We start from the raw sequence: 20,459 nt of genomic DNA, 5'->3' as shown, positions 1-20,459 counted from the left end.
CGCGTCCAGAGCCGATCAGCCGTTCCCGTCGCGCAGCAGTGCCATGAAGCCCGCGCGCATGCTGCGCTTGGTATAGGGCTTCTTCAGGGTCGGGGCGTCGGGATAGGCCGCGGTGATGTCCTCGGTCGCGCCATAGCCGGTAGCGAGCAGGAACGGCACGCCGCGCGCACGCAGCGTCTCGGCCACGGGCAGCGAGGTCTCGTTACCGAGATTGACGTCGAGCAGCGCGAGGTCGAATTGCTCGGCCTCGATCAGCCGCAGCGCCTCGCCGACGCCGTTCGCCATCGACACCGCCGCGCAGCCCAGCTCCGAAAGGATGTCGGACGCGTCCATGGCGATGATCATGTTGTCCTCGACCACCAGAGCTTTGCCCTCGAGCGTGAACGGCGCCTCGCCATCGTCCGTGGTCGCGTCGTCCCGCGCCGGGGCGGCCTCCGGCGCGGTCGCGACGAAGCGGGCGGGAATCCGGAAGCGGGCTTCGGCGCCGGTGAGCGCGAAGCGCAGCTCGGCCTCGCCGCCGAGCTCGAAGGGGATCGAGCGTTCGATCACCGTGGTCCCGAAGCCGCGCCCCTTGCTGGCCCGCAGCGGCGCGCCGCCGCGCTCGCGCCACTCGATGCGCAGATCGCCCTGCGCGTCGCGCGACAGCCCGACCTCGACCCAGCCATGCCCGTCCTTCAACGCACCATATTTGGCGGCGTTGGTGACCAGCTCGTGCAGCACCAGCGCCAACGTCGAAAAGGCCTCGGGCGTTAGGCCGACATCGGGCCCGGTGATCCGCACCCGGTCGCGCTGGGCCGCGATGAAGGCATCGATCTCGGTCTCGATCAACGTCTTGAGCGAGGCCGCTTCCCAGTCGGAACCGGTCAGCTGGTCATGCGCGCGCGCCAGCGCGTCGATCCGGCCATCGACGAGGCGGCTGTATTCCTCAACCGAGGTGACGCCGGAGCGGCTTTGCGACACCAGGCTGCGGATCAGGTTGAGGATGTTGCGCACCCGGTGGTTAAGCTCGGCGATCAGCAGCTCCTGCCGCTCCTGCGCGCGCTTGCGCTCGGCGATGGAATCATCGGCGATCTTCAGCACCACCTCGAGCAGCGTGATCCGCAGCGTCTCGGCGGCGGCGATCTCGCTGTCGGTCCAGGGCGCGCTTTGGTGGCGCACCGTCTCGGTCCAAGCCTCGAAACTCTTGCGCGGCGTCAATCGCAGCCCGTTCGGCCCGGTCGAGACCGGCTTGGCCGGATCGCCGGCCCAGGTGACCTCCTCGACCTGCTCGCGGCGAAACAGCACGATGTAGTCTCGCGGGCCCCGGCTGATCGGCAGCGCCAGGATCCCGGCGGCGCGGTTGGCAAAGCTCTCGGCCGCCGGATAGCGATCGATCAGCCGATCGGTGGCCCCGGCATGCCTGGCATGGGTGGAATGGAGGTGGCGCAACAGCCCCGCGAACTCCTCGCCGGTGGGGGTCGCGCCGATCGCGTGGTAGCGGTCATTGATCCAGATCGCGATGCCGTCGAAAGGGATTACCTCGCCGATCTCTTCGGCGATCTTCTTGAAATTGTCGGCGATGGCGGTGCTGTCGGTCATCCGCGCCAGAAGCGAGGTATGCAGCACCCGTGCCTTTGTGGCCTGCGCGCGCTCGGCCTCGTTCTCCAGCGCGGCGATCTCGTAGGAGAGCAGCTGCGTGAACAGCTCTACCGCCGAGCGCTTTTCGTAGTCGAGGTAATGCGGCGTGCCGTGGTGGCAGGCGATCAGCCCCCACAGCTTGCCGTCGCGCAGGATCGACACCGACATCGAGGCCGCGACGCCCATGTTGCGCAGGTATTCGAGATGGATCGGCGAGACCGCCCGGGTCACGGAATGCGACAGGTCGATCCGCTCGCCCTCCGCCTCGGGGGCGGAGAGGATCGGCTGCGGCGGCGCATCGACGTCGCGGATCAGCCGGATCGGGTTGCGCACGTAAAGCGCGCGCGCCTGCGGGGGAATGTCGCTCGCGGGGAAGCGCAGCCCGAGGAAGGGCGTCAGGCCCGGCGCGGCCGATTCGGCGATCACCTTGCCGCTGTCGTCGCGCTGGAACTGGTAGATCATCACCCGGTCGAAGCCGGTGAGCGCCTTCATCGCCCGCGCCGCTTCGCGCGCCATGCGGCCGATATCTGGTTGGCGGCGCAGCCGGGCCACCAGCGGCTGCACGAGCGACATCTCGTCCCGTGCGCCACCCTCGGTCTTGGGTTCGAACTCGAACAGGTAATGAGGCTCGGACAGATGCACCGAGACGTCGAAGGCCCGGCCGTCTTCGAACAGGTCGATCCCGTAGATCCGCGCCGCCCCGGCGCCGTGGCCCAGCATCTGCAGCCGACCGCGCAGATCATGCGTCACGTCCCGCGGGAACAGATCGGCCAGCGACGTCCCGATCATCGCCTGCGCCTCGTGGCCGAGCATCTCGCCGGTATTGGCCGAGGCATGCCGGACCATCCAGTCCCGCGAAACGGCGATCAGGCAGCCATAGGGCTGCACATGGCCGAGGAACTGGATCTGTTCCTTCTCGCAATTGCTGAGGTCGACCGGCGCATCGGCCAGGGAATCGGTCATTCAGGCGGTCCGTTCGGTCAGAGGGGCGGGCGTTGCCCGAGGAGGCAGGGCGGCATCCTGCCCCGCCGTCAGAAAGAGATCAAACAACCCACCGGCCTCGGCGATCACGCGGTCCGCTTCCGTACCGAGGCCGGGCTGCGCGCTCGCCCGCAAGCAGAAGGCGCGCCACTCTGCGGCCATCGGCGGTAACGACAGGTAGCTGCCGGCAGCGTGCAGCTCCGGATCGCCCCCTGCCTCCCAGCGCCGCCGCAAGATCTGGCTACCCAGCCGCGAGCCGAGCAGTACGTAGTCCTGCGCCATCGGCCGGCTCAGCCTATAGGGCGCAAGCACTGGCAAAGACTCGTGGCCGAGCCGGTCGAGATCGGCGTCGAGCGCCGCGATCATCCGGTCGAGCAGCGCCTCGCCGGTCAGGCCGCCGGGTGCGGGGCGGATCGCCGCGAAGGCGGCGCGATGCGCGGCGAGAAAGCCTGACAGGCCGGGCCGGGTCGTCAGGTCAAAGCGGGAGAAGCAGGCATCGAGCCGCTCGTGACGCGGGGCGAGATCCTCTCGCAACCGGCTTCGCAGCGGCTTCTGGTGCATCGTCAAGATCGGTGGTCCCTCGTCGGTGAACACGTCGAAAGCTCGTGTTTCACACCAGCAAACTTGTCAACGCCGGAGCAGATCAAGTGGTTCCGGCAGGTGAGGTTTTTTGTTTCCGATGCATTGCGGCGCGATGCCGCTGTTTCCGGCACCGCGGATCGGCTTAGCTTCGCCGCATGCTGTTGCGCTTGCGAGACCTGCACAAGAGTTTCACCGGAGCCGAAGGGCCAGTGCCGGTGCTGCGGGGCGTCGATCTCGATCTCGAGGCCGGCGAGAGCCTCGCCCTGACCGGTGAAAGCGGCTCCGGCAAGTCGACGCTGCTGCATCTCGTGGGCGGGCTTGACCGGCCCGATGCGGGCAGCATCGCGCTCGACGGCGCCCGGGTCGAGGCGCTCGACGATTCGGGGCGCGCGGCGCTCAGGCGCGGCACCGTGGGCGTGGTGTTCCAGCAGTTCAACCTGATCCCGTCGCTCAGCGTCGGCGACAATATCGCCTTCCAGGCGCGGCTTGCCGGTCGGCATGACGCAAGGCGGGCGATGATGCTGGCCGAGCGGCTCGGCCTCGCGCCGCACCTGTCGAAATACCCCGAACAGCTTTCGGGCGGGCAGCAGCAGCGCACCGCGATCGCCCGCACTCTTGCCGCGCGCCCGCGTCTCGTGCTGGCGGACGAACCCACCGGCAATCTCGACGAGACCACCGCCGAGGCGGTGCTGGGCGCGATGCTGGAGCTCGTCTCCGAGACCGGCGCGGCGCTGCTGATGGTCACCCATTCCGAGCATCATGCCGCCCGCATGGGGCGCCGGCTGCACCTGCATGCGGGGCGGATCGCGTGACCCGGGCGGTCCTGCTGGCGCTCCTGTCGCATTGGCACCGCGCGCCGCTGCAACTCTTCACCCTGATCGCCGGTCTGGCGCTGGCCACCGGGCTGTGGTCCGGGGTGCAGGCGATCAACGCCGAGGCCCGCGCGAGCTACGACGTCGCCGCCGCGACGCTGGGCGAGGGGCGCTATGCGCGGATCGAGGCGGCGGCGGGCGGCGAGATCGCTCTGGCGGATTACGTGACACTGCGCCGCGCCGGCTGGCAGGTGAGCCCGGTGGTGCAGGGACGGCTCGGCGGCGTCAGGCTGGTAGGGATCGAGCCGCTGACTGCGCCCGGCGGCATCGGCCCGGCGACTGAGAACGCCGACATCGCCGCTTTTCTCACCGGTGCCGGGCAGGTCTTCGGCCGGGCCGAGGCGCTGGAGGCGCTGCCCGGGATCGATGCCGAGAAGGTGGTCGCGCCTGACACCGCGCCGGGCACCGTGGTCACCGACGTCTCGGTCGCCCTCCGGCTTCTGGACCGGGTCGGCTTCGACGCGCTGATCGTTGCGCCCGAGCAGCCTCTGGGCCGCCCCGCGCTCGAGGAGATCGCCCCCGATCTGGCGCTGCGCCCGCCGCAGGCGGGCTCCGAGGTGGGCCGGCTCACCGACAGCTTCCACCTCAACCTCACCGCCTTCGGCCTGCTGTGCTTCGCGGTCGGCATCTTCATCGTGCATGGCGCGGTCGGCCTCGCCTTCGAGCAACGCCGCCCGGTGTTGCGCACGATGCGGGCGCTGGGCGTGCCGCTGCGCCGCCTCGTGGCGCTGATGATGGCCGAGCTTCTGGGCTTCGCGCTGATCGCGGGCACGCTTGGCGTCGGGCTCGGCTGGCTGCTGGCGGCGCAGCTTCTGCCCGACGTGGCGGCAACGCTGCGCGGGCTGTACGGGGCCGAGGTGACGGGCGGGCTGCGGCTGCGCCCGGTCTGGTGGCTCTCGGGGCTGGGCATCGCGGTTCTGGGCACCGGCTTCGCCGCCGGGGCGGCGCTGTGGCGGCTGGCGCGAATGCCGCTCTTGGCCGCAGGCGGACGCCGGGCCTGGGCCATGGCCGATGCGCGCTCCGCCCGCTGGCAGGGCGGCGCGGCGCTGGTGCTGATCGGCGTGGCGGTGGGGCTGGCGCTTTGGGGCGAAGGGCTGGTGGCGGGCTTCGGCCTTCTGGGCGCAGGGCTGGTCGGCGCGGCGCTGGCCTTGCCGGTGGTGCTGGGTGCGGGGCTTGCCATCGCGGCACGACTGGCACGCGGACCGCTGGCGCAGTGGTTCTGGGCCGATACGCGCCAGCAGCTTCCGGGGCTGTCGCTGGCGCTGATGGCGCTGCTTCTGGCGATGGCCGCCAATATCGGTGTCTCCACCATGGTCAGCTCGTTCCGCCAGACCTTTACCGGCTTTCTAGACCAGCGCCTCGCGCCGGAGCTCTACATCGAGACCGCCGACGACGACCAGGCCCGCGCGATCGAGGCCTTTCTCGAACCTCGCGTGCGCGCGGTCCTGCCGCTGGCCTCGGTCGAAACCGAGGTCGCGGGTTTGCCGGTGGAGCTGAATCTCGCGCGGCCGGACCCGACCTATCCGCAGAACTGGCGCTTCCTGCAGGCGGTGGACCGCCCTTGGGAGCGGCACGCCGCGGGGGAGGGGGTGCTCGTCAACGAGCAGCTCGCGCGCCGCGCCGGGCTGGGTCTGGGCGATCCGGTCCGGCTCGGGCCGGACACGGTGCTGCCGGTGCTGGGCATCCACGGAGATTACGGCAACCCGGTGGGTCAGGTGATCGTCACCGAGGCCCTATTCGCCGAGTTGCACCCGGAGGTGGTGCCCCGCCGCTTCGGCCTCCGGCTCGACCCGGACGAGGTGCCGGCGATCCGCGCCGCGCTGGTGGCCGAGGGGCTGCCGGAGGGCGCGATCACCGATCAGGCGGCGGTGAAGCGCTTTTCGATGCAGGTTTTCGAGCGCACCTTCGCCGTGACGGCGGCGCTCAACGTGCTGACACTCGCCGTCGCGGGCTTTGCGATCTTGATGTCGCTGCTGACGCTGGCGGCGCTGCGCCTGCCGCAGCTTGCTCCGGTCTGGGCGCTGGGCCTGACGCGGCGGCGGCTTGCGGGGCTGGAGATGGTCCGCGCGGTGCTGCTGGCGGCGCTGACCGCGCTGATGGCGCTGCCGCTCGGGCTGGCGCTGGCCTGGGTGCTGCTCTCGGTGGTCAATGTCGCGGCCTTCGGCTGGCGGCTGCCGATGTTCCTGTTCCCATGGGATTATGCGCGGCTCGGCCTGTTCGCGCTGGTCGCGGCCGGGCTTGCGGCGCTGTGGCCCGCGATTCGGCTGGCGCGCACGCCGCCCGCCGCCCTGCTGGGGGTCTTCGCCAATGAACGCTAGGGTTCTCGTTCTCCTCTGCCTGCCGGGCCTCGCCCATGCGCAGGGCTTCGCGGGCCTCGGCGGCGAGGCGGGCGGCTTCGCCCTGCCGGACCCCTCCGTCGCCCCGGCATTTCCCGACGATCACGGGGCCCATCCCGACTACCGGATCGAGTGGTGGTACGTCACCGCCAACCTCACCGGCCCCGACGGCACGCCCTACGGGCTGCAATGGACCCTGTTCCGCTCGGCGCTGGCCCCGCGCGAAGCCACGGGTTTCGCCAGCCCGCAGAACTGGCTCGGTCATGCCGCCGTCACCACGCCCGAGAGCCACCTCTTCACCCAGCGACTGGCGCGGGGCGGCATCGGTCAGGCGGGGGTCGAGGCTGCGCCCTTCGCCGCATGGATCGATGATTGGCGCATGGCGGGGCCGGATTTCGACAATCTCGACCTCGCGGCCAGCGGTCCGGACTTCGCCTATGATCTGTCGATGTCCGCCACCGGGCCCTTGGTCCTGCATGGCGAGGCGGGCTACTCGGTGAAGTCCGGCAAGGGGCAGGCCTCCTATTACTACTCGCAGCCCTTCTTCGCGGTAGAGGGGGTGCTGAGGCTGCCCGACGGCGCGGTCGAGGTCAGCGGCCATGCCTGGTTCGACCATGAGTGGTCCTCGCAGCCGCTGTCGGATCGCCAGACCGGCTGGGACTGGTTCTCCCTTTCCTTCGAGGGCGGTGCCAAGTTGATGGGCTTCCAGCTTCGCGAAAACGATGCGGCAGGCTACAGTTACGCCAGTTGGATCGCGCCGGACGGAACGCTCACCCCCTATGTGGGCGACTTCGAGGCCGAACCGCTGGAGATGGCGTCGCTCGACGGCGTGGAGGTGCCGGTGCGCTGGGCGGTGCGGTTGCCGCAAAGGGAGGTCGCGGTCGATGTGACCGCGCTGAACCCGGCGGCATGGAACGCGCTGTCGCCCCCTTACTGGGAGGGGCCGGTGACGATAACGGGAAGCCATGAGGGCAGGGGATATCTGGAGATGACGGGTTATGAGTGACATCACGACGCTTTCGGGGTTGCTCGATCTGGTGCGCGCGCGCATCGGGGCGGGTCTCGTGGACCGCGACGCGGCGGCGCGGCTGCCGGTGCTGGCGACGCGCGACGCGCAGGGCTGGCCCTCGGCGCGCACCATGGTGCTGCGCGGCTTCGACGCGGCCGACTGGACGCTCGACCTGCATTCCGATGCCGACGCCGCCAAGGTGCTGCAGCTGACCGACGGACCGCGTGCGGCGCTGCATGTCTGGGACGCCGAAGCGTCGTTGCAGGTGCGGATGCGGGCGCATGTCGTGAGGCTGCCGCATGAGGAGGAGAAGACGCTCTGGGAAGAGGTCCCCGAGGAGGCCCGCGCCCGCTACGGCACGGTACCGCCGCCCGGCACGCCGATCGCCTCGGCCGAGGCCTGGCATCCGAACCCGCGCCCGGCGCGCTTCGCGGTGCTGCGCGCGCGGGTGCTCCGGATCGAGGCACTGCATCTGGGCGACATCCACCGCCGCGCCCGCTACGAGCGCGAGGAGGGCTGGCAGGGCAGCTGGCTGGTGCCGTGAGCACGGGCGGCTCTGGCGCGAAGATGGGCGGGGCGATAGATCCCCGCGCATGACGCCGCTCATCCCCCTGACCCGCGACCTCGTTCTGATCGGCGGCGGCCACGCCCATGCGCTGGTGCTCAAGCGGTGGGGCATGGACCCGCTGCCGGGCGTGCGCCTGACACTGATCGATCCCGGCCCGCTCACCGCCTATTCCGGCATGCTGCCGGGCTATGTGGCTGGGCATTACGACGCCGACACCCCGCAGATCGATCTGGTGCGACTGGCGCGCTTCGCGGGGGCGCGGCTGATCCTCGGCCGGGCCGAAGGGCTGGATTTCGCCGCGCGCGAAGTGATTGTCGGCGCGCGGCGTATCGGTTTCGACGCGGCCTCCTTCGATGTCGGCGTGACCAGCCAGATGCCGCAGGTGGCGGGCTTTGCCGAACACGGTGTGCCGGCCAAGCCGCTGGGGCGGCTGGCCCGCGACTGGGGTGTCTTTCGGGCGGGCGATGGACCGGCCCGCGTCGCGGTGATCGGCGGCGGCGTCGCCGGGGCCGAGCTGACCATGGCGGCCGCCTTCGGGCTGCGGCACCGCGAGGCGCAGGTGACGGTGATCGACAAGGACCGGTTGCTTTCGGAGACCTCCGACGGCGCCCGCCGCCTCGTGCTTGACCGGATGGCGCGGCTCGGCATCGAGGTGATCGAGAATGCCGGCGTCGCGCGGATCGAAGCGGACCGGGTGCTGCTCGAAGACGGGCGCGAGATCGCCTCCGACTTTACCATCGGCGCCGCCGGGGCGCGGCCGCAGGGCTGGCTGGCCGGGACCGGGCTGGCGCTCGATGACGGCTTCATCCGGGTCGCGCCGACGCTGGAGACCAGCGCGGCCGGTGTCTTCGCGGTGGGCGACTGCGCGCATATGGCCCGGACCCCGCGTCCCAAGGCCGGGGTCTATGCGGTGCGGCAGGCACCGATCCTGCACCACAACCTGCGCGCCGCGCTCTCGGGCGGGACGATGCGCGATTACCGGCCGCAGAAGGACTATCTCAAGCTGGTCTCGCTGGGCGGCAAATCCGCGATGGCCGAGAAATGGGGGCGCGCCGTGGCGCATCCGGTGCTCTGGCTCTGGAAGGACCGGATCGACCGCAAGTTCATGAACAAGCTGTCCGAGTTGCCGGAGATGGGCGCGCCGAAGCTGCCCGACCCCTTGGCCGAAGGGGTGGTCGAGGCGCTGGGGGACAAGCCGATGTGCGGCGGCTGCGGTGCCAAAGTCGGGCGCGGCGCGCTGCGCGAGGCGCTGGCCGGTCTGCCCATGCGCGCCTGCGAAGACGTGCTGCCGCTGCCCGGCGACGATGCCGGGCTGATCGTCACCGGCGGCGCGAAGCAGGTGATCTCAACCGACCACCTGCGCGCCATGGTCGAGGATCCCGATCTGATGACCCGGATCGCGGCGATCCACGCGCTGGGCGATGTCTGGGCCATGGCCGCGAAGCCGCAGGCCGCGACGGTGAGCCTGATCCTGCCGCGCATGAGCGCCGAGATGCAGCGCCGCACCATGGCCGAGATCATGGCCGCGACGCGCGAGGTGATGGATGCGGCCGGCGCGCATATCCTCGGCGGCCACAGCTCGCTCGGCTCGGAGCTGACCGTGGGGTTTACCGTCACCGGCCTCTGCGAGGGCGAGCCGGTGACGCTGGCGGGCGCGCGGCCCGGCGCCGCGCTGATCCTCACCAAGCCGGTGGGCTCGGGTACGATCATGGCCGCCGAAATGGCGCGCGCCGCGCCGGGGCGCGTCGTAGTCGGGGCATGGGAGGCGATGCTGCAGCCGCAGGGCCGGGCCTCGGCGATCCTTGCAGGCGCGCAGGCGATGACCGACGTGACCGGCTTCGGCCTCGCGGGCCATCTCTCGGGGATTTGCGAGGCGAGCGGCTGCGGCGCCGAACTGCGCGTCGCCGATGTGCCGCTGATGGAGGGGGCGCTGGAGCTGGCCGAGACGGGCACGCGCTCGACGCTCTTCGCCGACAACATGGCCGGGGCGGGGGCGGTCATCATCGGCGCAGGCGGTCCGCGCGTCGACCTGATGTTCGACCCGCAGACCGCCGGGGGGCTGCTCGCCGCCGTCGATGCGGCGCAGGCCGAGCGGCTGCTCGCCGAGCTGCGCGCGGCGGGCTACCCGGCGGCGCTGATCGGGCGGATGACCGAAGGGCAGGGGCTGCGGCTGGTCTGAACCGATGCGGCGACCTGCCCTGCGGGGTGCATGGGTGAGCCGGCGGATTGCGTATTTGTCGAACAAAGTTGCCCATGGCGCGCGCCCCGGCTTGCGCAGGCGCCGTCCCCGGCGTAATGCCGCGCGCCATGTTCACCGTCGCCGCCCTCTATCATTTCGCGCCCCTCGGGGACGCGCCCGAGCGCCGCGAGGCGCTGCTCGAATTCTGCGCCGCGCGCGGGATCATCGGCACGCTGATCCTCGCGGCCGAGGGGATCAACGGCACCGTCGCTGCCCCGGACCGCGACGCGATCCTCGAACTGATCGCGCATCTGCGTGGCTGGCCGGGATTCGCGGGGCTCGAATGGAAGGAGAGCGACGCCGAGATCGCCCCCTTCCGCCGTCTCAAGGTCCGGCTCAAACGAGAGATCGTCACAATGGGCCAGCCCGGCGTCGACCCGCTGGGGCAGGTCGGCACCCATGTCGATCCAGCCGAGTGGAACGCGCTGATCTCCGCCCCCGATGTCGCGGTGATCGACACCCGCAACGGCTACGAGGTCGCGGTGGGTAGCTTCGAGGGCGCGGTGGATCCGGGTACCGCGAGCTTCCGCGAGTTTCCCGACTGGTGGGAGGCCAACCGCGAGGCGCTCGCGGGCAAGCGCATCGCCATGTTCTGCACCGGCGGCATCCGCTGCGAGAAATCGACCTCTTTTCTCAAGGCGCAGGGGGTGGAGGACGTCTTTCACCTCAAGGGCGGTATCCTGAAATACCTCGAGGAGGTGCCCGCCGAGCAGAGCCTGTGGCGCGGCGAATGCTTCGTCTTCGACGAGCGGGTCGCGGTGGGCCACGGGCTGGAGCCCGGCTCCCACGTGCTGTGCCGGGCCTGCCGGATGCCGGTCTCGCCGCGGGCGATGCAGGACCCGGCTTATGTGGAGGGCATCTCCTGTCCCGGCTGCATCGACGAGCGGAGCGATGCCGACCGGGCCCGCTATGCCGAGCGGCAGCGGCAACTGCACCGCTGATCCCCCTACACCTCCACCCGCCGCGACGTTAAGCAGGCGGTATGGATGATGTCGTCATGTATCTGCGCGGCCTCGTGCCGGGGCGCCGCGCCGTCTTTGCCTTGGCCATCGGCGCACTGTCGGGCTGGCTTGCGAGTCTCGCGGGCATGCCGCTGCCCTGGATGCTGGGGCCGATGATCGGCAACACGTTGGCGGCGGTTCTGTCGCTGCCGGTGCGGGGGCCGGATCGGCTGCGGCCCTTTGTGATCCCGGTCATCGGCGTGATGCTCGGCTCGGCGATGCGGCCCGAGATGTTCGCCGCCGCCTCGCGCTATGCCGCGAGCTTCGCGCTGCTGCTGCCGTTCCTCGCGCTGACGGCGCTGGCCTCCTATGCGGTCTATCGCCGGATCGGGCGCTACGACCCGGTCACCGCCTTCTTCTCGGCGATGCCGGGTGGGCTCAACGACATGCTGATCCTCGGCGGCGCGGCGGGCGGCAATGAGAAGCGGATCGCGCTGGCCCATGCCGCGCGGGTGCTGCTCGTCATCCTCTTCGTGGTTCTGTTTTACGGCTACGCGCTCGATGTCAGCTCGGGCGAGGTAGCGCGCGGCACTGCCGCCTCGTCGCTGTCGCCGCTCGACTGGGCGCTTCTGGGGGCCGCTGCCGTGGCCGGGGTGCCGCTGGGCAAGTCGCTGCGGCTGCCGGCGCCGCAGATCACCGGGCCGATGCTGCTGAGCGGGGCGCTGCATCTTGCCGGGCTCGTCACCGTGGCGCCGCCGGGATTTCTGATCGTGGTGGCGCAGTTGGTGATCGGCACGGTGATCGGCTGCCGCTTCATCGGGGTCAGCGCCCGCCAGATCGGCCGCGACCTGTCGCTGGGAGCGCTGTCATCGGTGGTGATGATCGGTGTCGCGGTGATTTTCGCCTGGGGGCTGACCGCGATCACCGGGCTGCCGCTGTCGCTCAGCTTCCTGGGCTACTCGCCGGGCGGGCTCACTGAGATGAGCCTGCTGGCGCTGGCGATGGGGCAGGACGTGGCCTATGTCTCGGTCCTGCACTTGGTGCGGATCATGCTGGTGATCTTCGCCGCGCAGCCGGTGTTCCGGCTGACGCGGCCCAGATCGGAGAGGGATCAGACCGGGACGAAATCGCCGCGATCGGAATCGTAGCATTCGAGCCCGCCGGCGCCGATGTCGGTCCAGAGCCCGTGCAGCGTCAGCTTGCCCTGCTCGACCGCCTCCTTTACGTAGGGAAAGCTCATCAGGTTCTCGAGCGAGACCAGCACTGCCTGCTTTTCCAGCGCCGCGACGCGCTCGGCCTCGGTGCCCTCGGGCAGCCGCGCATAGCCGGGACGCAGCAGGTCCATCCAGCGGCCCACGAAGCTCGACTTCTCCTCGAGCGCCGGGGCGTGGCCCTCGCACATGTCGAAGCAGCCCCGCACGCCGCCGCAGCTGGAATGGCCGATCACGATGAGATGCGGCACCTTGAGCGCGGTCACCGCGTATTCGATCGCCGCCGAGGTGCCGTGCTGATTGCCGTCGGGGGCAAAGGGCGGCACGAGGTTGGCGATGTTGCGGTGAATGAAGAATTCGCCCGGATCCGCGCCGAAGATCGAGGTGACATGCACCCGGCTGTCGCAGCACGAGATCACCATGGCGCGCGGATGCTGGCCGTCATCGGCCAGCTTGCGGTACCAGGCGCTGTTCTCCGCATAGGCGGTCGCCTTCCAGCCGTGATAGCGTTTCACGAGATAGTCGGGGAGGGGTCTGGCGATGGTCATCAGCGTCTCCATGCGTCGTCCCGTTGCAAATAGGCGGAATTGAACTCGGATTCGAGACATATCTCGCGGTCCGGGCAACGCTTTCCACATTGGGTGGCGTCAGACTCGACGCATGAGAGATGTCGACCGATCCCTTGCCCCGCCATGCGCGCTCGCGCCGCGCCTGCCGCTGCCGGAGCCACCGCCGGAGGCGCTGATGCGGGCACGACGGCTGGGCGCGGCGGGATCGGGCCGGCGGCGCGGGCTGTCGCCAGCACGCGACCTGTCGGTGCGGCTGAGCCGGATCGAGGCGCAGCTCGCCGCCTGCGCCTTTGGTCGGCTGCGCATCGAGGCGCGGGGGCTGCACCGGCTGGCGCTGCGGCTCGGCCTGTCCGAAATGTCCCGCGTCGCGGCCAGCGTCGAGGATTGCGCCGCCTCCGGCGACGCGGCGGCGCTCGGGGCGGTGGTGGCGCGGCTGTGGCGCATCGGCGCCGGGGCGCTGGCGGCGCTGCGCCGCCCGGGCTGAGCCGCGATCCCGGTTGCGGCTGCGGCGGGGCGGGCTAGTCTCGCCCCGACACCGCCGCCCAAGCCGCCCAAGGAGCACGCCCATGCCCATGCCCGATTTCGCCGCCCCCGACCCGTCCGCCCTGCCGCTGCGCCTCGTGACGCCCGAGGGACTGGACGGGGCACTGGCCGATCTGCCCGAGACCGCGCGCGGCTGGGCCGTGGCGCAGGGCTTCAACGCCGGGGCGGGCGCGGTGCTGCCGCTGCCCGACGCCACGGGCGGGCTGTGGGGGGCGCTGGTGGGCCTGGGCGACGACAAGGCACGGGCGCGAGGCCGCTTCGTCGCGGGGGGTGCCGCCTCGAAACTGCCCGAGGGGACCTATGCGCTCGACGCCGCCACCGATCCCGATCTCGCCCGGGAAACCGCCTTGGGATGGCTTCTGGAGAGCTACCGCTTCGACCGCTATGCCAAGCAGGCCGCGCCGAAGGCGCGGCTGGTGTCGCCGAAGGGCGTCGATGCGGAGCGGCTGCGCGCCATCGCGGCGGGCGAGGTGCTGACCCGCGACCTGATCAACACCCCCGCTTCGGATATGGGTCCGGCCGAACTGCAGGCTGCCGCCGCCGCTCTGGCGGAGCGCTTTGGCGCGCGGATGGCGGTGACCACCGGCGAGGAGCTTCTGGCGCGCAACCTGCCGCTGATCCATGCCGTAGGCCGGGCCGCAGCCGCCGATCGCGCGCCCCGGCTGATTGACATGCGCTGGGGCGAGAGCGGCCCGACATTGACGCTGGTCGGCAAGGGGGTCTGCTTCGACACCGGCGGGCTCAATCTCAAACCGGGCAGCTCCATGGGGCTGATGAAGAAAGACATGGGCGGCGCCGCCACCGTGCTGGGGCTCGCGCAGATGATCATGGCGCTGGGGCTGAAGCTGCGGCTGCGGGTGCTGATCCCGGCGGTCGAGAATTCGGTTTCGGCCGATGCCTTCCGCCCAGGCGATATCCTCGCCTCGCGCAAGGGGCTCAGCGTCGAGGTCAACAACACCGATGCCGAGGGGCGGCTGGTGCTGGCCGATGCGCTGGCCATGGGGGCCGAGGAGAGCCCCGATCTGATGATCTCGATGGCGACGCTCACCGGGGCGGCGCGGGTCGCGGTCGGCCCCGACCTCGCGCCGTTCTATACCGATGCGGATGCCGACGCGGCGGCGATCTCGCGCGGCGCGGCGAAAGCGGCCGACCCGGTCTGGCGGATGCCGTTCCACGCCCCCTACGAGGCGATGATCGAGCCGGGCATTGCCGATCTCGACAACGCGCCCTCGGGCGGCATGGCGGGCTCGATCACCGCCGCGCTGTTCCTGCGTCGCTTTGCCGAACCCACGCGCTATGCGCATTTCGATATCTACGGCTGGAACCCCAAACCGGCCCCGGCGCGGCCCAAGGGCGGCGTCGGCATGGGCGCGCGGGCGCTGCTCGAGGCGATGCCCGATCTCCTCGGGCTGGAATGACTGCCATGGACCGCCGACTGACCCCGGCCAACGGCCGTGTCGCGGCGCTGGAACTGGCGGGCAAGATCGACGCCGAGCGCTATGTCCCGGCCGAGGGGGCGCGGGTGACGCGTCCTGTGCTCGACCTGCTGGCCGCACCCGGCGGCGCGCGCGAGCGGCAGCTGCTGCTGGGCGAAGGCGTCGAGGTCTACGAGCGGCGCGATGGCTGGGCCTTCATCCGCGCCGGGCGCGATGGCTATTGCGGCTATGTCGAAGAGCCGGGCCTCGGCGCGCCCCGCGCGGCGACCCATATCGTCGCGACGCCGGCCACCCATCTTTATGCCGAGGAGAGCATCAAGTCGCCTGACCTCGCACATCTGAGCTTCGGCAGCCGGGTCACCGTGCTGCACGAGCGGCGCGAACTGTTCGAGACGCCCGAGGGCTTCATCCCCAAGAAGCACCTGCGCGAGATCGACCGGCCCTTTTCGGATCCGGTGACGGTGGCGCAGATGTTCTTCGGCACGCCCTATCTCTGGGGCGGAAACTCGCGGCTGGGCATCGATTGCTCGGGGCTGGTGCAGGCGGCGCTACTGGCCTGCGGCGTGGCCTGCCCCGGTGACAGCGACCTGCAGCAGGCGCTGGGCCGTGATGTCGAAGGCAAGGCGCCGCAGCGCGGCGACCTGTGGTTCTGGAAGGGGCACGTGGCGCTGATGGTGGATGCCGAGACGATCATCCATGCCAATGGTCATGCCATGGCCGTGACCTATGAGGGCGCGACCAAGGCCGCGCTTCGGATCGAGGCGCAAGGCGGCGGACCGGTGACGCATCGCCGCAGGCTCTGAAGGCTATTCGATCACCCGGAAGCGGCGCGTGTCGAAGACCTTGAGCACTTGGGCCAGCTCGTCGCCCCGGCGCAGCACCTGCCCCTCGGGGCCAAGCACCGAGAACTGTCCTTGCCGGTGCCGCAACTTCGGACGTTTCTCGATGCGGTAGAGCGGCGTTTCGGCGGTGCGGCGAAACACCGAGAACACCGCTATCTCGCGCAGGGAGGAGATCGCGTAGTCGCGCCATTCGCCCGCCGCGACCATGCGCCCGTATACGGAGAGGATGGGCCCCAGCTCGGTCCGGTGAAATGCGACCTGTTCTGGCAGGCGGCCGGGAAACGGCGTGGGGGGCTGAAGCGTCATGCCCTCAGAGTTACGCGGGCGGGGCCTCTTTTCAAGCCCGGCCGCCGTCACGGGACGGTGCGCCATGCGAATGCCGCGAAATCACCCTTCCCTTGGCCACCGCGCACCCCACCCGTGCCGCGGATCATCGGCACAAAGGGTTCAGCGGCAGGCCAACCGTCCCTTCGTGGCGATAATAGCCCCCACCTGACCCGCGATGGGGCGGGGCCTGTTTGCAGATCCGACACGGCCCGGGGGCAGCAACCTTGCCTCCGGGCCGTCCTCGTCTCCGGGACGGGGCGAGGCGAGCCCGGCCACGGCCATTCAGCCGCAATAGACCCGGGCGATCCGCTCCATGGCGTCGATCTCGAAATTAATCCGGTCGGGGCGGAAATCCATCGTCACCACGTCTCCGGGCCGGATGATCCGCACCGGACCGAGGATCAGCTCGCGCTCGAGCGCGGTGACCGGCGCACCGACAAGTCTCTGCCGCTCGGCGGCGCCGCAGGCGCCGGGCTCCGCCGCCGGCGGGGAAGGGACCGGTTCGGGCGCCGGAGGATAGGCGGCGCAGGCCGCGAGGAGTAGGGGCAGGATCAGGTATCGCATGGGGCCGAGCCTGACCCGGCGCACGGTCCCGCGCAAGAGGCTGCGGCATTGATCTCAGCCCCGCTTTCCGCGACCTTGACGCGCGAAGCGCGTCGCCTCCCCGGCGCGTGCCAACACGGAGGTCATCCCATGCGCACACGTGCCGCAGTCGCCACCCAGGCCGGTAAGCCGCTCGAGATCATGGAGGTCAATCTCGAAGGCCCCAAGGCGGGAGAGGTCCTCGTCGAGATCAAGGCCACGGGCATCTGCCATACCGATGAATTCACCCTGTCGGGCGCCGATCCCGAGGGGCTGTTCCCGGCGATCCTCGGGCATGAGGGCGCGGGCGTGGTGGTCGAGGTCGGCGAAGGCGTGACCTCGCTCAAGCCCGGCGATCACGTGATCCCGCTCTACACCCCCGAATGCCGGCAATGCCCGTCCTGCCTGAGCCAGAAGACCAATCTGTGCACCTCGATCCGCGCCACCCAAGGTCAAGGGCTGATGCCCGATGGCAGCTCGCGCTTCTCGACGCTCGATGGCGACCCGATCCTGCACTACATGGGCTGCTCGACCTTCTCGAACCACACCGTGCTGCCCGAGATCGCGCTCGCCAAGGTGCGCGAGGACGCGCCCTTCGACAAGATCTGCTACATCGGCTGCGGCGTCACCACCGGCGTCGGCGCGGTGATCAACACCGCGCAGGTCGAGGTGGGCTCCACGGCGGTGGTGTTCGGGCTGGGCGGCATCGGCCTCAACGTGATCCAGGGGCTGCGGCTGGCCGGCGCCGACATGATCATCGGCGTCGATCTCAACAACGACAAGAAGGAATGGGGCGAGCGCTTCGGCATGACCCATTTCGTGAACCCCAAGGAGATCGACGGCGACATCGTCCCTCATCTGGTGAACATGACCAAGCGGCGCGGCGACCTGATCGGCGGTGCGGACTACACCTTCGACTGCACCGGCAACGTCACGGTGATGCGGCAGGCGCTGGAATCGGCGCATCGCGGCTGGGGCGTCTCGGTGGTGATCGGCGTGGCGCCAGCGGGAGCCGAGATCTCGACCCGGCCGTTCCAGCTGGTCACCGGCCGCACCTGGAAGGGCACCGCTTTCGGCGGCGCGCGCGGCCGCACCGACGTGCCGAAGATCGTCGACTGGTACATGGAAGGAAAGATCGAGATCGACCCGATGATCACCCATCAGCTGAAGCTCAAGGAGATCAACAAAGGCTTCGACCTGATGAATGCGGGTGAAAGCATCCGCTCGGTCGTGGTCTACTGAGACAAGGATCTTCGAAGATCCTTGCCAAAACTCTTGCAAGAGTTTTGCCCCCGCCCGGCTTGACGCCGCGGGGCGGGGGCGCGATGGGCGAGTGAAACCCAGGAGGACCAGATGCCCGAGACCCGCCCGCTCTATGCCGTGCTGATCGACGCCGACAACATCCCGGCGCGCTTCGCCAAGCCGATCCTCAAGGAGATCACCTCCTTCGGCGAGCCGGCGCTGCGCCGCGTCTATGGCGACTGGTCGGCCGAGCGGCTGCGTGGCTGGGCCGACAATGTCCGGGCGCTCGGGCTCGTGGCGCATCAGGAAACCGCCAATACCAAGGGCAAGAACGCCTCCGATATCGGCCTGGTGATCGATGCCATGGACATCCTGCATACGGGCCGTTTCGACGGCTTCGTGCTGGTGTCCTCGGACAGCGATTTCACCGCCCTGGCCAACCGCATCCGCGAGCAGGGGCTCGACGTGATCGGCATCGGCGAGGCCAAGGCGCCCGAGAGCCTGCGCAACGTCTGCAACCGCTTTGTGCTGATCGAGAACATCGTGGACGAGCCGCCGGCCACCAAGCCCGACGCCGCGCCGGGCGAGACGCCGGCCGCGCCGGCGGGCAAGAAGTCGCCGCTCGAGGCGGTGCCGTTGATCCTGCGGGCGATGGACAAGATCGAGCAGGATGACGACGAGTGGTACCCGCTCGGGCCGATCGGCCAATATATCACCGCCGACAACCCCGATTTCGACGTCCGCAGCTACGGCAAGCGCAAGCTGTCCGAGCTGGTGCAGGAGCTCAAGCGCTTCGAGACCCGCAAGCAGGGCAACCAGCTGCAGGTGCGGCGCAAGGACTAGGCGCCGTAGCGGGCCAAAAAGGTATCGACCGCGCCATCCGCGACGCGGTCGCACTCCTCGGTGGTGAACTGGTCGGTGACGCTGAAGATCGCGCGGTAGAACAGGTCGGCGCGGCACAGTTCGTGGAACTGGTCGGCCGCCAGTTCGAAATCCTCGATCACCAGTTCGCCGCGCTCCACCGCCTCACGGAAGTAATCCACGAGCAGCGCGCGGCCCATCTCCGGACCGCTGCGATAGAAGGCGCGACCGATATCGGGAAAACGCGCGCTTTCGGCGACGAAGACGCGGAAGACCCGCAGCCCGAAATCGGAGGTGTAGAAGGCGATCATCCGCCGCGCCGTCATGCGCAGCACCTTGTCCGGCGGGCCCGAACCCTTGACCTCGGACAGCGCATTGTCGGCATGGCGCCGGCACTCGTTGCGCGTCACTTCCAGGAACAACAGCCGCTTGTCGGGGAAATAGCTGTAGAGCGTCGCCTTCGAGACGCCCGCCGCGCGGGCGATGTCGTCGACGCTGGCGCCTTCGAAACCTTCTCCGAGAAACACCTCGCGTGCCCCTTCAAGCACCTGGTCGTATTTGCGGCCCTTGCGGATCTCTTGCGCCTCGGCGGTCATCTCGTCTCCTGTGGATCATCGACAGCATAGGCATCCCGCCGGGCGACGGCCAGCCATGCCGTGACGCCGGGTTGCGTCACCCGGATGCCGCGATAGATTGGAATCGTTCTAAAGAAGGTGCGGTTATGATTCCCGGATTCTCCTCCCGACGCCGTTTCAACGATCTCAGCGAACAGGAGGTCCTCGCGCTGGCGATCTCCTCCGAGGAGGACGATGCACGGATCTACAGGCTCTATGCCGAGCGACTGCGCACGGGCTACCCGGCCACGGCCGCGATATTCGACGGCATGGCGGCCGAGGAGGACGACCATCGCCGGCAGCTGATCGAGTTGCACCGCGACCGTTTCGGCGAAGTGATCCCACTGCTCCGCCGCGAGCACGTGGCCGGGTTCCACGCCCGCCGTCCGGTCTGGCTGGTCGAGAATCTCGGGCTCGAGACGATCCGCGCCCAGGCCGCTGAGATGGAGCGCGAGGCCGGGGCCTTCTACGCGCGCGCTGCCGCCAATGCGCGCGACGCCGCGACCCGCACGCTTTTGGGCGATCTCGCCGCCGCCGAAGCGGGGCACCAGAACACCGCGCAGACGCTGGCGGCGGAGCATTTGCACCACGAGGCCCGTGCCGACGAGGACCACGCGGCGCGGCGGCAGTTCGTGCTGACCTACGTGCAGCCGGGGCTGGCGGGGCTGATGGATGGCTCGGTCTCGACCCTGGCGCCGATCTTCGCCACCGCCTTTGCCACCCAGGACACCCACACCACTTTCCTCGTCGGACTTGCCGCCAGCGTCGGCGCGGGCATCTCGATGGGCTTCACCGAAGCCGCCTCGGATGACGGGCAGCTCTCGGGGCGCGGCTCCCCGGTCAAGCGCGGCTTCGCCACGGGGATCATGACCACGATCGGCGGGTTGGGCCACGCGTTGCCCTACCTGATCCCGCATTTCTGGACCGCGACGATCACCGCCATCGTGATCGTCTTTATCGAGCTCTGGGCCATCGCCTGGATCCAGAGCCGCTACATGGACACGCCGTTCTTCCGCGCTGCCTTCCAAGTGGTGCTGGGCGGCTCGCTGGTCTTCGCGGCGGGGGTGCTGATCGGCGGCGGCTGAGG

Annotated in this window: 19 protein-coding genes; 13 read left to right on the top strand and 6 right to left on the bottom strand. The window is 69.9% G+C overall.

Annotated elements, in window-relative coordinates; translation table 11 throughout:
* Nucleotides 1-15 precede the first annotated feature (15 nt).
* Nucleotides 16-2,580, bottom strand: a complete 2,565-nt coding sequence (locus tag LOS8367_RS03645; protein ID WP_085895094.1) for an HWE histidine kinase domain-containing protein — start codon at nt 2,578-2,580, stop codon at nt 16-18.
* Nucleotides 2,581-3,165: a heme oxygenase-like domain-containing protein gene (locus tag LOS8367_RS03640; protein ID WP_133056281.1), complete on the bottom strand. Its 585-nt coding sequence runs from the start codon at nt 3,163-3,165 to the stop codon at nt 2,581-2,583.
* A gap of 170 nt (nt 3,166-3,335) precedes the next feature.
* Here LOS8367_RS03640 and LOS8367_RS03635 point away from each other — a divergent pair, with 170 nt between their 5' ends.
* From LOS8367_RS03635 to LOS8367_RS03605, 7 genes are all read left to right on the top strand, one after another.
* Nucleotides 3,336-3,992, top strand: a complete 657-nt coding sequence (locus tag LOS8367_RS03635) for an ABC transporter ATP-binding protein (RefSeq protein ID WP_085895092.1) — start codon at nt 3,336-3,338, stop codon at nt 3,990-3,992.
* The gene (locus tag LOS8367_RS03630; protein WP_085895091.1) at nt 3,989-6,370 is read left to right on the top strand and encodes an FtsX-like permease family protein; all 2,382 of its coding nucleotides are present in this window, start codon (nt 3,989-3,991) and stop codon (nt 6,368-6,370) included. Before LOS8367_RS03635 ends, LOS8367_RS03630 begins: the two co-directional genes overlap by 4 nt.
* Complete coding sequence (locus LOS8367_RS03625) at nt 6,360-7,394, top strand: lipocalin-like domain-containing protein (RefSeq protein ID WP_085895090.1); 1,035 nt, start codon at nt 6,360-6,362, stop codon at nt 7,392-7,394. Before LOS8367_RS03630 ends, LOS8367_RS03625 begins: the two co-directional genes overlap by 11 nt.
* On the top strand, nt 7,387-7,941 hold the full coding sequence (locus LOS8367_RS03620) for a pyridoxamine 5'-phosphate oxidase family protein (RefSeq protein ID WP_085895089.1): 555 nt from the start codon (nt 7,387-7,389) through the stop codon (nt 7,939-7,941). The genes LOS8367_RS03625 and LOS8367_RS03620 overlap by 8 nt, the downstream gene beginning before the upstream one ends.
* 49 nt (nt 7,942-7,990) lie before the next feature.
* Nucleotides 7,991-10,144, top strand: coding sequence for a selenide, water dikinase SelD (gene selD, locus LOS8367_RS03615; RefSeq protein ID WP_085895088.1), 2,154 nt, complete (start codon nt 7,991-7,993; stop codon nt 10,142-10,144).
* A gap of 128 nt (nt 10,145-10,272) precedes the next feature.
* Nucleotides 10,273-11,145: an oxygen-dependent tRNA uridine(34) hydroxylase TrhO gene (trhO, locus tag LOS8367_RS03610; RefSeq protein ID WP_085895453.1), complete on the top strand. Its 873-nt coding sequence runs from the start codon at nt 10,273-10,275 to the stop codon at nt 11,143-11,145.
* A gap of 41 nt (nt 11,146-11,186) precedes the next feature.
* Nucleotides 11,187-12,293: an AbrB family transcriptional regulator gene (locus LOS8367_RS03605; RefSeq protein ID WP_242665490.1), complete on the top strand. Its 1,107-nt coding sequence runs from the start codon at nt 11,187-11,189 to the stop codon at nt 12,291-12,293.
* Here LOS8367_RS03605 and LOS8367_RS03600 read toward each other — a convergent pair.
* Nucleotides 12,257-12,904, bottom strand: coding sequence for a carbonic anhydrase (locus tag LOS8367_RS03600; RefSeq protein WP_085895452.1), 648 nt, complete (start codon nt 12,902-12,904; stop codon nt 12,257-12,259). The two genes, LOS8367_RS03605 and LOS8367_RS03600, sit on opposite strands and share 37 nt — an antisense overlap.
* 112 nt (nt 12,905-13,016) lie before the next feature.
* Here LOS8367_RS03600 and LOS8367_RS03595 point away from each other — a divergent pair, with 112 nt between their 5' ends.
* From LOS8367_RS03595 to LOS8367_RS03585, 3 genes are all read left to right on the top strand, one after another.
* Nucleotides 13,017-13,409, top strand: coding sequence for a hypothetical protein (locus LOS8367_RS03595; RefSeq protein WP_133056280.1), 393 nt, complete (start codon nt 13,017-13,019; stop codon nt 13,407-13,409).
* 82 nt (nt 13,410-13,491) lie between these two features.
* Nucleotides 13,492-14,886, top strand: a complete 1,395-nt coding sequence (locus tag LOS8367_RS03590; protein ID WP_085895085.1) for a leucyl aminopeptidase family protein — start codon at nt 13,492-13,494, stop codon at nt 14,884-14,886.
* A gap of 5 nt (nt 14,887-14,891) precedes the next feature.
* Entirely contained in the window at nt 14,892-15,707 is an 816-nt protein-coding gene (locus LOS8367_RS03585) for a C40 family peptidase (RefSeq protein WP_085895084.1), read from the top strand.
* A gap of 3 nt (nt 15,708-15,710) precedes the next feature.
* Here LOS8367_RS03585 and LOS8367_RS03580 read toward each other — a convergent pair whose 3' ends face one another.
* Nucleotides 15,711-16,052 (bottom strand): DUF2794 domain-containing protein, encoded by a 342-nt coding sequence (locus tag LOS8367_RS03580; RefSeq protein WP_085895083.1) that lies wholly within the window; start codon nt 16,050-16,052, stop codon nt 15,711-15,713.
* 303 nt (nt 16,053-16,355) lie between these two features.
* Nucleotides 16,356-16,637 carry an I78 family peptidase inhibitor gene (locus tag LOS8367_RS03575; protein ID WP_085895082.1) on the bottom strand — a complete coding sequence of 94 codons (282 nt, stop codon included), beginning with the start codon at nt 16,635-16,637 and terminating at the stop codon, nt 16,356-16,358.
* A gap of 129 nt (nt 16,638-16,766) precedes the next feature.
* Between LOS8367_RS03575 and LOS8367_RS03570 the strand changes: the two genes are divergently transcribed.
* Entirely contained in the window at nt 16,767-17,897 is a 1,131-nt protein-coding gene (locus LOS8367_RS03570; RefSeq protein ID WP_085895081.1) for an S-(hydroxymethyl)glutathione dehydrogenase/class III alcohol dehydrogenase, read from the top strand.
* 111 nt (nt 17,898-18,008) lie between these two features.
* Entirely contained in the window at nt 18,009-18,740 is a 732-nt protein-coding gene (locus LOS8367_RS03565; RefSeq protein WP_085895080.1) for an NYN domain-containing protein, read from the top strand.
* Here LOS8367_RS03565 and LOS8367_RS03560 read toward each other — a convergent pair.
* Nucleotides 18,737-19,354, bottom strand: a complete 618-nt coding sequence (locus LOS8367_RS03560) for a TetR/AcrR family transcriptional regulator (protein WP_085895079.1) — start codon at nt 19,352-19,354, stop codon at nt 18,737-18,739. The two genes, LOS8367_RS03565 and LOS8367_RS03560, sit on opposite strands and share 4 nt — an antisense overlap.
* A gap of 125 nt (nt 19,355-19,479) precedes the next feature.
* On the opposite strand from LOS8367_RS03560, the gene mbfA reads away from it, so the two are divergent.
* Nucleotides 19,480-20,457 (top strand): iron exporter MbfA, encoded by a 978-nt coding sequence (gene mbfA / locus LOS8367_RS03555; protein WP_085895078.1) that lies wholly within the window; start codon nt 19,480-19,482, stop codon nt 20,455-20,457.
* Nucleotides 20,458-20,459 lie beyond the last annotated feature (2 nt).

It is taken from the genome of Limimaricola soesokkakensis, assembly GCF_900172345.1.
Lineage (GTDB): Bacteria > Pseudomonadota > Alphaproteobacteria > Rhodobacterales > Rhodobacteraceae > Limimaricola > Limimaricola soesokkakensis.
This window is presented reverse-complemented; position numbering and strand designations above follow the sequence as displayed.